At 53.4% G+C, this 13,610-nt stretch carries 11 protein-coding genes; 2 read left to right on the top strand and 9 right to left on the bottom strand.

Annotated elements, in window-relative coordinates:
- Positions 1-8: 8 nt before the first annotated feature.
- Complete coding sequence (cysD, locus tag ABLV30_RS06270) at positions 9-917, bottom strand: sulfate adenylyltransferase subunit CysD (protein WP_004104981.1); 909 nt, start codon at positions 915-917, stop codon at positions 9-11.
- Positions 918-926: 9 nt separating this feature from the next.
- Positions 927-2,333: a siroheme synthase CysG gene (cysG, locus tag ABLV30_RS06265; RefSeq protein WP_163520894.1), complete on the bottom strand. Its 1,407-nt coding sequence runs from the start codon at positions 2,331-2,333 to the stop codon at positions 927-929.
- A 246-nt stretch (positions 2,334-2,579) separates the two neighbouring features.
- On the opposite strand from cysG, the gene ABLV30_RS06260 reads away from it, so the two are divergent.
- Complete coding sequence (locus ABLV30_RS06260) at positions 2,580-3,635, top strand: aminopeptidase (protein ID WP_048260283.1); 1,056 nt, start codon at positions 2,580-2,582, stop codon at positions 3,633-3,635.
- A 223-nt stretch (positions 3,636-3,858) separates the two neighbouring features.
- On the opposite strand, the gene ABLV30_RS06255 is transcribed toward ABLV30_RS06260, so the two are convergent.
- From ABLV30_RS06255 to cysJ, 6 genes are all read right to left on the bottom strand, one after another.
- On the bottom strand, positions 3,859-4,776 hold the full coding sequence (locus ABLV30_RS06255; protein ID WP_048260287.1) for a DMT family transporter: 918 nt from the start codon (positions 4,774-4,776) through the stop codon (positions 3,859-3,861).
- Positions 4,773-5,921 (bottom strand): cysteine desulfurase family protein, encoded by a 1,149-nt coding sequence (locus tag ABLV30_RS06250; protein WP_025106434.1) that lies wholly within the window; start codon positions 5,919-5,921, stop codon positions 4,773-4,775. Before ABLV30_RS06250 ends, ABLV30_RS06255 begins: the two co-directional genes overlap by 4 nt.
- A gap of 18 nt (positions 5,922-5,939) precedes the next feature.
- Entirely contained in the window at positions 5,940-6,782 is an 843-nt protein-coding gene (locus ABLV30_RS06245) for a hypothetical protein (protein WP_224225975.1), read from the bottom strand.
- Between the two features lie 617 nt (positions 6,783-7,399).
- Complete coding sequence (cysH, locus tag ABLV30_RS06240; protein WP_014226592.1) at positions 7,400-8,134, bottom strand: phosphoadenosine phosphosulfate reductase; 735 nt, start codon at positions 8,132-8,134, stop codon at positions 7,400-7,402.
- Positions 8,135-8,232: 98 nt separating this feature from the next.
- Complete coding sequence (cysI, locus tag ABLV30_RS06235; RefSeq protein ID WP_004853633.1) at positions 8,233-9,945, bottom strand: assimilatory sulfite reductase (NADPH) hemoprotein subunit; 1,713 nt, start codon at positions 9,943-9,945, stop codon at positions 8,233-8,235.
- The gene (gene cysJ, locus ABLV30_RS06230; RefSeq protein ID WP_064374714.1) at positions 9,945-11,744 is read right to left on the bottom strand and encodes an NADPH-dependent assimilatory sulfite reductase flavoprotein subunit; all 1,800 of its coding nucleotides are present in this window, start codon (positions 11,742-11,744) and stop codon (positions 9,945-9,947) included. The genes cysI and cysJ overlap by 1 nt, the downstream gene beginning before the upstream one ends.
- A gap of 430 nt (positions 11,745-12,174) precedes the next feature.
- On the opposite strand from cysJ, the gene queD reads away from it, so the two are divergent.
- Complete coding sequence (gene queD, locus ABLV30_RS06225; protein WP_004853637.1) at positions 12,175-12,537, top strand: 6-carboxytetrahydropterin synthase QueD; 363 nt, start codon at positions 12,175-12,177, stop codon at positions 12,535-12,537.
- Positions 12,538-12,593: 56 nt separating this feature from the next.
- Here queD and queE read toward each other — a convergent pair whose 3' ends face one another.
- Entirely contained in the window at positions 12,594-13,265 is a 672-nt protein-coding gene (gene queE / locus ABLV30_RS06220; RefSeq protein ID WP_004124321.1) for a 7-carboxy-7-deazaguanine synthase QueE, read from the bottom strand.
- Positions 13,266-13,610 lie beyond the last annotated feature (345 nt).

Here is a 13,610-nt window from a genome sequence, read left to right as displayed (position 1 = left end):
GCGGCTCCTTAGAAATAACCCTGACGTTTCTTCAGCTCCATGGAGCCTGCCTGGTCGCGGTCAATCACGCGCCCCTGTCGTTCGCTGGTGGTCGAGACCAGCATCTCTTCGATGATCTCCGGCAGCGTTTGCGCATTGGACTCCACCGCGCCGGTCAGCGGCCAGCAGCCGAGGGTGCGGAAGCGTACCATCTGTTTTTTGATCATCTCGCCGGGCTGTAAATTGATGCGATCGTCATCGATCATCATCAGCATCCCGTCGCGCTCCAGCACCGGACGCTCCGCCGCCAGGTACAGCGGAACAATTTCAATATTTTCCAGATAGATGTACTGCCAGATGTCCAGCTCGGTCCAGTTGGAGAGCGGGAACACGCGGATACTTTCGCCCTTGTTAATCTGGCCGTTATAGTTGTGCCACAGCTCCGGGCGCTGGTTTTTCGGATCCCAGCGGTGGAAGCGGTCGCGGAAGGAGTAAATACGCTCTTTAGCGCGGGATTTCTCTTCATCGCGACGGGCGCCGCCGAACGCGGCATCGAAGCCGTATTTGTTCAGCGCCTGCTTGAGGCCTTCGGTTTTCATGATATCGGTATGCTTGGCGCTGCCGTGCACGAACGGGTTAATCCCCATCGCCACCCCTTCCGGGTTTTTGTGCACCAGCAGCTCACAGCCGTAGGCTTTAGCGGTACGGTCACGGAACTCGTACATTTCGCGGAATTTCCAGCCGGTATCGACGTGCAGCAGCGGGAACGGCAGGGTGCCTGGATAAAACGCTTTACGCGCCAGATGCAGCATCACGCTGGAGTCTTTGCCGATGGAGTACATCATCACCGGGTTAGAGAATTCGGCGGCCACCTCACGAATGATATGGATGCTTTCCGCCTCCAGTTGCCGCAGGTGAGTAAGTCGTTTTTGGTCCATAACCGTTCCTTAAGCCAGATTTACTACAGAAGCCTTGAAGGCGTCTGAGGATGAGGTGTGTTGAAACCAGGCGAGCTGTTGATGTAATTGCACCACTTCACCCACCACCAGCAGCGCGGGCATCGGGGCGTCTTTCGCCAGGTTTTCAAGCTGTTGTAATGTGCCGGTCTTCGTTTGCTGATCGGCGCGAGTGCCGCGCGAGATTACCGCCACCGGGGTATCGCCTCCGCGGCCGTTGGCGATCAGCTGAGCGCTGATTTCCGCCGCTTTCAGGCTACCCATATAAATGGCCAGGGTCTGGCCGCTTTGCGCCAGCCGCGCCCAGTCGAGCGGCGAATTTTCAGCGCCAAAGTGCCCGGTAATAAAGGTTACGCTCTGGGCATAATCACGATGCGTCAGCGGAATACCGGCATAAGCCGTTACGCCCGCCGCCGCCGTGACGCCCGGGACGACCTGAAACGGAATGCCCGCTGCGGCTGCGGCCTGCAGCTCTTCACCGCCGCGGCCAAAAATAAACGGGTCGCCGCCCTTCAGGCGAATCACCGTTTTGCCCGTTTTCGCCGCTTCCAGCAGCAGGCGGTTGATCTCCTGCTGCGGTACAGATACGCCGGCGGCGCTTTTGCCGACGCAGATTGTCTCCGCGTCCCGGCGCACCAGTTCACGTACTTCCGGGGTGACCAGGTTGTCGTAAAACACCACATCCGCCTGCTGAAGGGCCTGCAGGCCGCGCAGGGTCAGCAATCCGGCATCGCCTGGCCCTGCCCCGACGAGAATAATTTCACCAGGGCGTTTTTCCGGCTGAAGAAGTTCATCTTCCAGCGCTTTTTCCGCTTCATCTTTATTGCCCGCCAGCATCAGGCTGGCAAAGCGACCGGTAAACACGCGCTCCCAAAAGCGGCGGCGTTCGGCGGTGGTTTTCAGATGGGTTTTAATATGGTGACGCCAGTAGCTCGCCGTTTCAGCCAGCCGACCCAGGTTGGTGGGCAGCAGCGCTTCGATTTTTTCGCGCAAAATCCGCGACAGCACCGGCGCTTTTCCGCTGGAAGAGATAGCCACCAGCAGTGGAGAACGATCGACAATGGATGGAAAGACAAACGAGCACAGCGCCTGATTATCCACGACGTTGACCAGCCGATAGCGCGCGTTAGCCGCGACATAAACGCGTTGGTTCAGCTCGTCATCTTCCGTGGCGGCAATCACCAGGAATACGTCGTCAAGCTGCTGCTCTTCGAATACGGTTGCCCGCCACTGAATTTCCTCGCGCTCGACCTTTTCGGCAAGTTCCGGTATCAACGTTTCGGCGACAATTTGCACCTTCGCTTCAGCACGCAGCAAAAACGTAATCTTACGCGCGGCTATCTCGCCGCCGCCGATCACCAGCACGGGTCTGTCTTTCACTTCGGCAAATATCGGCAAGTATTCCACTGCGCAACAACTCTCTTACAATCAGCAATAGAGCGACTATAGGGTGCGGTTTAGAGCAAATGAAATTACGAAATGGAATGAGTTGTTACTCAAAAGAATAACGACCTGGGAAAGCAAATATCAAAAAGTGCTTAACACGCGGTTTTTCCACCATTTAAGAGCGATTGAAATTGTTTAACCCCGGTCACAGTTTCATACTACGCGGGTGAAATTGTTTTAAGTGCTAAAGGACCCCCTATGTTTTCCGCATTGTGCCGTCGCCTGCTCCCCCTGGCGTTGAGCGCAGGTTTTGTCTTCTCCGCCGCCCCGGCATTCAGCGCCCCGGGCGAAACCGCCAATGCCCAGGCTCGTCATATCGCCACCTTTTATCCCGGAAGAATGACCGGCACGCCGGCCGAGATGCTGTCGGCCGATTATCTCCGCCAGCAGTTCGCCAAGATGGGCTACCAGAGCGATGTGCGCAGCTTCAATACCCGCTACGTCTATACCGATAGCAATCAGCGTAAAAACTGGCATAACGCCACCGGCAGTACGGTGATCGCCGCTCATGAAGGCCAATCACGCCAGCAGATTATTATCATGGCGCACCTGGATACCTACGCGCCGCAGAGCGATAAAGATGTTGAAAACAACCTCGGCGGCCTGACCCTGCAGGGGATAGACGACAACGCGATGGGTCTCGGCGTCATGCTGGAACTTGCTGAACAGTTAAAGAACGTTCCTACCCGTTACGGTATTCGCTTCGTCGCCACCAGCGGTGAAGAAGAAGGCCGGCTGGGTGCGCAGAATCTGCTTAAGCGCATGAGCGACGCGGAAAAGAAAAACACCCTGCTGGTGATTAATCTCGATAACCTGGTCGTGGGCGATAAGCTGTACTTTAATAGCGGCCGCAGCACGCCAGCATCGGTGCGCAAGCTCACCCGCGACCGGGCGCTGGCTATCGCCCGTAGCCACGGCATAGCGGCCTTCACCAATCCAGGGATGAACCGGGACTTCCCGAAAGGCACCGGCTGCTGCAACGACGCCAGCGTTTTTGATAGCGCCGGGATCCCGGTACTGTCGGTGGAAGCGACCAACTGGTCATTAGGTAAGAAAGACGGTTATCAGCAGCGGAGCAAATCACGCAGCTTCCCGCAGGGCACGAGCTGGCATGACGTACAGCTGGATAACCTACAGTATATTGATAAAGCGCTGCCGGGGCGTATTGAGCATCGCGGACGCGATGTGATGAAAGTGATGCTACCGCTGGTGAAAGAGCTGGCGAAGGCGGAGAAGAGACCCGCCTCAAAATAGACTAACGATAAAATCCGGCAACAAGGACTGTCGCCATGATGCGTTTTCATTTTTTAATACCGCTAGCACTTCTCCGGGAGTGCTTTTTTAACAATCCTCGCTCAATCAGCAGGCGGTATGTCTCTCGCCGTCTCCACAGCCAGAAGTCATTCAGCTTGCTGGTCAACCTGCGGGGAAAAGGGGTTTTCCTGTACCGTTGGCTGGGCACCGTCTGAACACACCGCTACAATCCGCGTAACCGATCCGTTGGATTTACGTTAGAGCGCTTCGAAAATATCTTCAGAATACCCGGAAGGCACATCCCTATCAGAATCAATCCTCCCCCGAAAATAACATTGGCGGAAAACGTTTCATGCAATAACCAGAGTGCGAATAGTGCGGAAAACACCGGCTCCAGATTGTAAATCAGAACGGCTCGCGTTGGCGTTGAATACCGCTGGAAATGCGCCTGAACCCAAAAAGCAATGACAGTAGAAAAGACTGCCGTTATCCCTAGCGCGATGACAAGCTTGCTACTCCAGTTACGAGGGAGAATCTCACCTCCGCTGATGTGCTGTAGTCCCAGAAAGATTACGGCCATCGTAGAGATCTGTAAAAACGTTAGTGTCATATTATTATGACGCGCGCAGAAACGATCGAGCGCAATAATATGTATGGCGGTGAACAACGATCCAATAACGACCAACCCATCTCCCAGATGGAGCTGCCATCCCTGGATATCGGCCATCAGATATAAACCCGCAAGACCAAACAATGTCGCTAATATCGCGTCAAAAGAGGGGCGTTTCCCCATCAATGGTCCCGTGAGCAATAACACCCAAATGACACTGAGCCCCGCAAGAAAACCGGTATTTGAGGCCGTTGTTAACTGAAGACCATAAATAAGGAACACAAATGAAGTTCCCAATAGCAGACCCAGTAGTAGACCAGACAGAAATGTTTGTCGCGATAATGTTCCCAATCCTCTCAAGCTGAACGGCAGCAAAAAGAAGGCCGAAAGCAGAAAGCGTAGCCCTAACACCATCATTACCGGATAGGTATTGACCACCATTTTCATAACCGGAAAACCAATCCCCCAACCCGCCGCGACAACGGCCAGCAATAGCTCGGCAACCCAGCGTTTTGGCACTCTGGGCTTCATTTAATCCCCCCCAGGCGCTGTGCTGTACCGGCAAGCAACTCCACTGCTGTTTTAAGTTCTTCACGCTCCGTCATATGGCTAAAGCTCATGCGAATTGCCCCTTGAAGCAAGGCATCATCCAGCCCCATAGCGCTTAAAACATGGCTGGGTTTTTGTTCCGTTGAATGACAGGCTGAGGCACTACTGAGCGCAACTTTCATTTTGAGTTTTTTCAGAAGCATACTGGACTTAATGCCAGGCAAAGAGAAGTTCACGGTATTAGGCAGGCTTTGCGTCCTACAGCCATTTATCACAACGTCCGGCATTATTGATTCGAGGAGATCGATAAAATAACTCTTCATCTCTTTTTGAAACGCAATGCGCTGCGGATATGAGGAGATAAACAGCTCAGCAGCCTTTGCCATTCCAGCAATAGCCGGAAGATTCACTGTGCCGCTACGGATGCCTGACTCCTGACCTCCTCCATGAATGAGTGGCGAGTGCCGGAGGATGTCAGGCCGTGAGCTGTAGAGTGCGCCGACGCCTTTGGGGCCATAGAATTTATGAGCTGAAAAACTGACAAAATCAGGGCTGGACTGTGTCACCGAGAAGGGGAGTTTCCCCACGAGCTGGGCGGCATCGCTATGGAATAATATACCGTGCTGGCGCGCTATAATTCCAATTTGATCCAGAGGCTGTAGAACACCAGTTTCATTATTCGCTGCCATGACAGAAATTAGTCGAGTTTCTGGACGGATAGCCTCTTTTAGAGCCTCAATGGAGACGCGTCCCAGACGATCGACAGGCAGAAAAGTAATGTCGACACCGTGTCGCCTGACATACTCACAAACTTTTAGCAGGCATTCGTGCTCGATCGAACTGGTAATGATATGAACCTTGCCGGTGTGTAAGAAGTAATCAGACACCGCTCGAATAACCGTGTTATTTGCTTCAGAAGCACCAGAATTGAAAGTGATAAATTCCGCATTAGCCCCAATCATTTGTGCCACAATGGCCCTGCATTCTTCTAAATAATTTTGCGCTCTGATCCCTTCATAATGACTGACAGAAGATGCATTGGCGAAGTATTCGTCAAAGCAGTGTATAACAGTAGCGCGGACTTCAGGAGCCATGTTGGTTGTTGCGTTATTATCCAGATAAATCATGTTTATATCCACTTCCTGTTAGACAACCATAGGGTCTGCTTTTATAGACGATACGGCACTGTATTCCATTTTAGCGATGTGGCCTTCATCATCGCCAAAAAATATATTAGCGATGGTGAGATTATGATTTTGCGGTTTTTGCATAACAGTTAATGCGGTGCGGCCTTGTACCACCTTATTGTGATCTGAAAAATCAGACCAGTCGATGATCACAAAGTCACGGGCTTCTGTAAATCGCTGTTTAAGTTTGAAAAGTATATCTTTATAGTGTTGGAAAATGATAGCTGGACATTTAGCAGTAAAAACGTCACCATTTTTTCTTGCTAAGACAAAAGGAATGACATCAGGGACTGATAACTTTATTTCAGTATGAGATCCATTTTCAGTAATCAATAATCCTTCCGTATTGTCCTTGAGTTTCTTTTTTATACTTTCGATGGACCGATTTTTACTGGTTCGCTCGGAAAAAAGCATTAATTTATCGCGTTTGATGAGAGTATTTTTTTGGATAAAAAATTCAATTTCCTCAGGAAGTTCTCCAGCCGTTTGCGGTTCTGATATCTTTTCGAGTTGAGGGAGAGTACAGCTATCTTCAGAACAGGCAATCCCGAGATCGTCTACCAGAATACCGTAAACGAGTTTGATATTTTTTTGATATTTACTGATAAGTTTTTTTCCGAAAGCAACGGCATCAGATAGCGTGTTAAGCGCAAACTCGTCTGCGCCAAATTGCCGATTGAAATGACCGCCTTCGAGGTAGACAACGAGCTTACCGGCACTTGTGGCGTAACTATTTTCGACTATAACTTCCAGGGAAGAATGATAATCACCTTTAGGTACTATTTCCTTTTCTAATGACATGACGCTACCTTGCGCTTTATTTAAGAAAAAACTCCCCAGCAACAGCCAGTAAAAATGGGGAAATCGAGGCGTTCAGAAAATATTGTGGTATTCGAATGATGAGAGAAAATCCGAAATATATTCTTTCTGCATTCGCCCTGACTCAAAAATATAAATACAATTTGTGGCCTGTGTCAAGCAAGGTACAAATGAGAACCTCAATCACAACGGATAATTATGAGATAATATCGTAATGAAACATAAATCACTTATATTCTTAATGGGTATAGTTTAAAAGACCAGGAATAATAGTTCATGATCGATGGAGATTTTGTCAAAGCAGATTTGTAGTTGCAGAAAAATCCATGACGCCGGGAGGCTGAAAATCGAGGCAAATCCCGGCAGCCCATCTTTCAGCCTTCCACGCAGACAAGGACGAGGCCCGGCGACAAGTCAGCGGTTATATTCTGGTGAATGACCATAGCGCCAGGCTTCACCATGACAACAGTGTGCTGAAGCCGGAAGAATTAGATAGCAGATACCCTTTTTACTGTAAAATCGTCGCCAATATGGCTTACCAGGTCAAAAAAGGGTTCTGCTGTTTTAGCCGGATGTTGTGGAAATCCCACAGGGCTACATTAGCCTTCGTGCAGCCCGCACTCTCTTTTCAGACCAAAGAAGCGCGTTTCTTCCTCCGCCATCCCCGGCTCCCATTTCCGGGTGGTGTGGGTATCCCCCACAGACAAATAGCCCTGATCCCACAGCGGGTGATACTTCAGGCCGTGCTTTTGCAGATACTGATAGACGGTACGATTATCCCAGTCGATGATCGGCAGCACCTTAAACACGCCGCGCTGGATCGCCAGCACCGGCAGGTGGGCGCGGCTGCCAGACTGCTCGCGGCGCAGGCCCGCAAACCAGGTTTGCGCATTCAGCTCTTCCAGCGCCCGGTTCATCGGCTCGACCTTGTTAATATCATTGTACTTTTCAATACCCTCAACGCCCTGCTCCCACAGCTTACCGTAGCGCGCCTCCTGCCAGGCGGCGCTCTCCTTCGCCCGATAGATCTTCAGGTTCAGATTGAGTTTGTCCGTTAACTCGTCGATAAACTGGTAGGTTTCCGGGAACAGATAGCCGGTATCGGTCAGAATGACCGGAATATCCGGGCGCACCTGATTGACCAGATGCAGGCTCACCGCCGCCTGAATACCAAAGCTCGAAGAGAGCACATATTCGCCCGGCAGGTTTTCCAGCGCCCACGCGACGCGCGCTTCCGCGCTCAGCTTTTCCAGCTGGCTATTGGTTTCCGCCAGCTGCAAAACACGATCGACCTTCGGTAATGCGTTCAGCGCGTTTAGATCGAGTACGGACATAAGAACCTCGCTTGCCTGTTTCGCCGGGCGGTACTGCGTTTGCCCGGCCTACAAAACCCACAGGCCCGGATCGCTGCTCGCCACCGGGCACCTGGATGTTATTCCCAGAAATCACGGGCTGGGTCGAGCACCGGGCGAATGATGCCCGCACGCACCGTAAAGTCGCCGAAGCCTTCACCCGCTTCGCGCTCTTTCGCCCAGCGCCCTACCAGTTCGTCGATCGAATCGAGAATTTCCGACTCGGTAATATTTTCCCGATACATACGCGGAATACGCGTCCCGCTGCGGTTGCCGCCAAGGTGCAGGTTATAGCGGCCCGGCGCTTTACCGACCAGCCCCACTTCCGCCAGCATCGCGCGGCCGCAGCCGTTCGGGCAGCCGGTAACGCGGGTAACGATATGCTCGTCGCCAACGCCATGTTTGCTCATCACCGCCTCGACTTTATCGATAAACGACGGGAGGAAACGCTCGGCTTCCGCCATCGCCAGCGGGCAGGTCGGGAACGACACGCAGGCCATAGAGTTTTCGCGCTGCGGCGTGACGGCGTTCATCAGGCCGTGATCGCGGGCCAGCTTCTCGATCTTCGCCTTCTGATCTTCCGGTACGCTGGCAATAATCAGGTTCTGGTTCGCCGTAATGCGGAATTCGCCTTTGTGGATCTTCGCAATCTTCAGCAGGCCGGTTTTCAGCGGACGACCCGGATAATCAAGGATACGACCATTTTCAATAAACAGCGTCAGATGCCAGTTATTGTCGATACCCTTCACCCAGCCGATACGATCGCCGCGGCCGGTGAATTCGTACGGACGGATCGGCTCAAACTTGATGCCCGCCCGACGTTCCACTTCCGCCTTAAAGGTCTCAACGCCAACGCGTTCGAGGGTGTATTTGGTTTTCGCATTTTTACGATCGGTACGGTTACCCCAGTCGCGCTGGGTCGTGACCACCGCTTCCGCCACCGCCAGAGTGTGCTCCAGCGGCAGATAGCCAAACTCGCTCGCCGTACGGGCGTAGGTTTTCTTATTGCCGTGCTCAATCGATAAACCGCCGCCGACCAGCAGGTTGAAACCGACCAGCTTGCCGTTTTCAGCGATGGCCACGAAGTTCATATCGTTCGCGTGCAGATCGATATCGTTCTGCGGCGGGATCACTACGGTCGTTTTGAACTTACGCGGCAGATAGGTCTGACCGAGGATCGGCTCTTCATCGGTGGTGGCGACTTTCTTCTGATCCAGCCAGATCTCGGCGTAGGCGCGCGTGCGCGGCAGCAGGTGCTCGGAGATCTTCTTCGCCCATTCGTAGGCTTCAGTATGCAGCTGGGACTCGTACGGGTTAGAGGTACACAGCACGTTACGGTTCATATCGTTGGCGGTGGCCAACGCGTCCAGCCCGACCGAATGCAGCATCTGGTGCACCGGCTTGACGTTCTTCTTCAGAATGCCGTGGAACTGGAAGGTCTGACGGTTGGTCAGACGGATACTGCCGTAGATGGTGTTATCGGCGGCGAATTTATCGATCGCCTGCCACTGTTTGGTGGTGATCACCCCGCCCGGCAGGCGGCAGCGCAGCAGCATCGCGTGACGCGGCTCCAGCTTCTGCGCCGCGCGCTCGGCGCGGATATCGCGGTCATCCTGCTGGTACATACCGTGAAAACGGATCAGCAGAAAGTTATCGCCTTTAAAACCGCCGGTCAGGCCGTCGTTCAAATCTTCCGCAATGGTGCCGCGCAGGTAGTTGCTTTCGAGCTTCATGCGCTCGGCGTCAGTCAGTTTACCTTCGACCACCAGCGGGCCTGGATGTTTTTCGCTCATTAGTAGACATCTCGCTGATAACGGCGCTCAACGCGCAGCTCACTTAAAAATTCGTCCGCCGCTTCGGCGTCCATCGCGCCGTATTCGGCAATCACTTCCAGCAACGTCTGCTCAACGTCTTTTGCCATACGATTGGCATCGCCGCAGACATAAATATGGGCGCCGTCGTTAATCCAGCGCCACAGTTCGGCCCCCTGCTCGCGCAGCTTGTCCTGAACGTAGACTTTTTGTTGTTGATCGCGGGACCAGGCCAGGTCGATGCGGCTCAGCACGCCTTCTTTGACGTAGCTTTGCCACTCCACCTGATAAAGGAAATCTTCGGTAAAGTGCGGGTTGCCGAAGAACAGCCAGTTCTTCCCTTCCGCGCCTTCCGCCGCGCGCTGCTGCATAAAAGCGCGGAACGGCGCGATGCCGGTGCCGGGGCCAATCATGATCACCGGCGTCTGCGGGTTAGCGGGCAGACGGAAGTTATCGTTATGCTCGATGAAGATGCGCACTTCGCCATCTTCTTCGACGCGGTCAGCCAGGAAGCTGGAAGCGCCACCGGCCCGGGCGCGGCCTTCGATGTCATAACGCACCACGCCAACGGTGACGTGGACTTCGCTTTCCACTTCCGCCTGCGAAGAAGCGATCGAGTACAGTCGCGGGGTCAGCGGGCGCAGCAGGTCGACCAGCGCCTGTGCATCCAGCTGCGCCGGGGAGAAACGCACCATATCGACAATCGGCGTGGTCGCGGCGTAATGCTGGAGCTGTGCCTTATCGCCCACCAGCGGCAGCAGGGATTCGCTGCGGGTTAAGGTGGCATAATTTTCCACGATGTTACCGGTGTTGACCGTCAGCTCGAAGTGCCACTCCAGCGCTTTGGCGAGCGGCAGCGTTTTGCCGTCAACCGTGACCGGCTCCTCGCCCGTCAGCCACAGCAGCTCTACCAGCTCTTTCACCAGAGCCGGATCGTTCTGGTACCAGACGCCCAGCGCATCGCCCGGTTGATAGCGCAGGCCGGAGTCGCCGAGGTCGATTTCAATATGGCGCACATCTTTTTCAGAATCGCGACCGGTAATTTTTTGATTCACCGCCAGCGTCGCGGTCAGCGGCGCTTCTTTGGTATAGGGGCTGGTGTGGATCTCGTTCACCGATCCGCTGGCAATCAGCTGAGACGGGACGGCGGCAGGGGCGCGCGCTTTCAGCGCCTCAACCACCCGAGCGCGCCATTCGGCGGCGGCGGCCTGATACTCTACATCAGCATCAACCCGGTCGAGCAGGCGTTCACCGCCCAGTTCGGCCAGCTTATTATCAAAATCTTTGCCGGACTGGCAGAAGAATTCATAGGAGGTATCGCCGAGGCCAAACACGGCAAATGCGGTATCGGTCAGCTTCGGCGCTTTCTTCGAAAACAGGAATTTATGCAGCGCGACGGCTTCTTCCGGCGGCTCACCTTCACCCTGCGTTGACGTCACCACGACCAGCAGCTTTTCGGAGGCAATTTGTTTGAATTTATAGTCGCCTGCGTTGACCAGCTTCACGTTCAGCTGCGCGGCCTGCAGATCGTCGCGCAGCGCTTCAGCGACGCGGCGGGCGTTGCCGGTTTGCGATGCCGAAATCAGGGTAATGGACGGTACTTCAGCCGCCTGGGCTGGCGCAACAACCGCCGCGCCGGGCTGCTGGTTCAGCACCCCCCAAAAATAGCCGGAAACCCAGGCCAGCTGGGTGGGCGTGAAGTCAGTCGTGGCCGCCTGAAGGCGCGCCATTTGCTCCGGACTCAGCGGTAGCAAATTGGAAGGTGGGGCCTGTGTCGTCATGCGTTGTTATGTTCCAGTAAGCAAAGCTGTGATTCACGCCCTGTCAGCGTGATAAACAGAAGATAATGTATTTACTCTAAATAATTCGAGTTGCAGGCAGCGACACAGCGCCCATCAGGGCAAAGCCCAAGGCTGGGCCGAGTTATTGCCAACGCACATGCGGCTCGAAGTATGACGAGTGAGTAGGTTAACGGTGCAAATAGTAACAACTAAATAAAGGATGGAAATAACAAATAACCAAATGGACTAACCTGTTTTAGTTATAGTTATTAACAACAAAATCGATTAAATAAGCCCATGAAATATAGGCAATTAATTTGAACAGGCTGGATGAATGTGGCTATTTTCCGCTCAGGGCCGTTTTAGTTAATGCGAAAAAATGTGCTTTCCGGTACCCTACGGCGGTTTTTTGCCATATTGAGAAGAAAAGATGTCCACCACGCTGTTTAAAGATTTCACCTTTGAAGCCGCTCACCACCTGCCGCACGTGCCGGAAGGTCATAAGTGCGGTCGCCTGCACGGCCACTCTTTTATGGTGCGCCTGGAGATTACCGGTGAAGTCGATCCCCATACCGGGTGGATCATGGATTTTGCCGAGCTGAAGGCCGCGTTTAAACCCATCTACGATCGCCTCGACCATTACTACCTGAACGATATTCCCGGGCTGTCCAATCCGACCAGCGAAGTGCTGGCAAAATGGATCTGGGAGCAGATGAAACCGCGGGTACCGCTGCTGAGCGCGGTGATGATCAAAGAAACCTGCACCGCGGGCTGCGTCTATCGCGGCGAGTGATAGTGCCTTTAGCTGAATAAGACCCTGATAGCCCTGCGCTATCAGGGTTTTTTATATCACGCGATATTGAGGTACTTGTGCGTCTGCATCGATAAGCGCCAGTTGCGGGCGATACAGGTTTCGATGCACAGGCGCGTCGCGTCATCTTTCTGGCTAATCGGCTGAAGCGCGATAATACGCGGCTTTTCATCGGCCAGCGTTGCCAGCAGCTCATCCAGCGCTTCGATATCGCGCACGCGTCCAACCGGATGTTTAATTTCATCAGCCCGCTGTAGCGCCTGAGAGAGTACGTCATAGCCGCCGCGCATGTTCACCTTTGGCGACACCGTCACCCAGGTATGCGGCGTGCAGCGCACTTCATGGGTGCCGCTGGTTTCAATCTGGCAGCTAAATCCGTTTTGCTCCAGTAAAGAGGTTAACGGCGTTAAATCATGAATGCAGGGCTCGCCGCCGGTAATGACCACGTGGCGGGCCGTCCAGCCCTGACGCCCGATGATAGCCAGCAGATCTTCGCTGCTCGCCGGGCCCCATTTATCGCTCTCTTTGGTTTTTGCCAGAATGCTGAACAGCGACACTTCCCGATCGGCAAGCTTATCCCAGGTATGTTTGGTATCGCACCAGGCGCAACCAACCGGGCATCCCTGTAAACGAATAAAAATGGCGGGAACGCCGGTGAAGTAACCTTCGCCTTGCAAGGTCTGGAACATCTCGTTAATCGGGTACTGCATAATCATCTCTGCTTAGGGTTGTGAGCGCGCATTATCGCAGATTTGCCCGCGCAGATCTTGTCCCGCGCTGCGCCGCGTGGTGGGTAGAACCTAAACCTTAATGATAAACCTCCGGCAGCTGGCCGATTCCATTATCCCGCACCGGCTGATTTAATTAGCCTGATAATCATCAGGCGACTATTAAGCGGCACGGCTAAAATTTTTGGTGTAACAAAACATGTATAATTTTGAAAGCCAAAAATAAAATAACAAACTTAAAAATAATAAATTTCAACGATGTACAAATGGATACACGAAATAATGAATTTATTGTCATAGCTTAGGGTCAAATTCGATCCACGACGC

This window comes from Klebsiella sp. CN_Kp113, from assembly GCF_040064585.1.
GTDB classification, from domain to species: Bacteria; Pseudomonadota; Gammaproteobacteria; order Enterobacterales; family Enterobacteriaceae; genus Klebsiella; species Klebsiella michiganensis.
The sequence above is the reverse complement of the archived record's forward strand: the minus strand, read 5'-3'. Positions and strand labels throughout refer to the sequence as shown.

Coding starts and splice junctions, on each gene's coding strand:
- cysD (WP_004104981.1), bottom strand. CDS start 917: ATGGACCAAAAACGACTTACTCACCTGCGGCAACTGGAGGCGGAAAGC.
- ABLV30_RS06260 (WP_048260283.1), top strand. CDS start 2,580: ATGTTTTCCGCATTGTGCCGTCGCCTGCTCCCCCTGGCGTTGAGCGCA.
- ABLV30_RS06255 (WP_048260287.1), bottom strand. CDS start 4,776: ATGAAGCCCAGAGTGCCAAAACGCTGGGTTGCCGAGCTATTGCTGGCC.
- ABLV30_RS06250 (WP_025106434.1), bottom strand. CDS start 5,921: ATGATTTATCTGGATAATAACGCAACAACCAACATGGCTCCTGAAGTC.
- ABLV30_RS06245 (WP_224225975.1), bottom strand. CDS start 6,782: ATGTCATTAGAAAAGGAAATAGTACCTAAAGGTGATTATCATTCTTCC.
- cysH (WP_014226592.1), bottom strand. CDS start 8,134: ATGTCCGTACTCGATCTAAACGCGCTGAACGCATTACCGAAGGTCGAT.
- cysI (WP_004853633.1), bottom strand. CDS start 9,945: ATGAGCGAAAAACATCCAGGCCCGCTGGTGGTCGAAGGTAAACTGACT.
- cysJ (WP_064374714.1), bottom strand. CDS start 11,744: ATGACGACACAGGCCCCACCTTCCAATTTGCTACCGCTGAGTCCGGAG.
- queD (WP_004853637.1), top strand. CDS start 12,175: ATGTCCACCACGCTGTTTAAAGATTTCACCTTTGAAGCCGCTCACCAC.
- queE (WP_004124321.1), bottom strand. CDS start 13,265: ATGCAGTACCCGATTAACGAGATGTTCCAGACCTTGCAAGGCGAAGGT.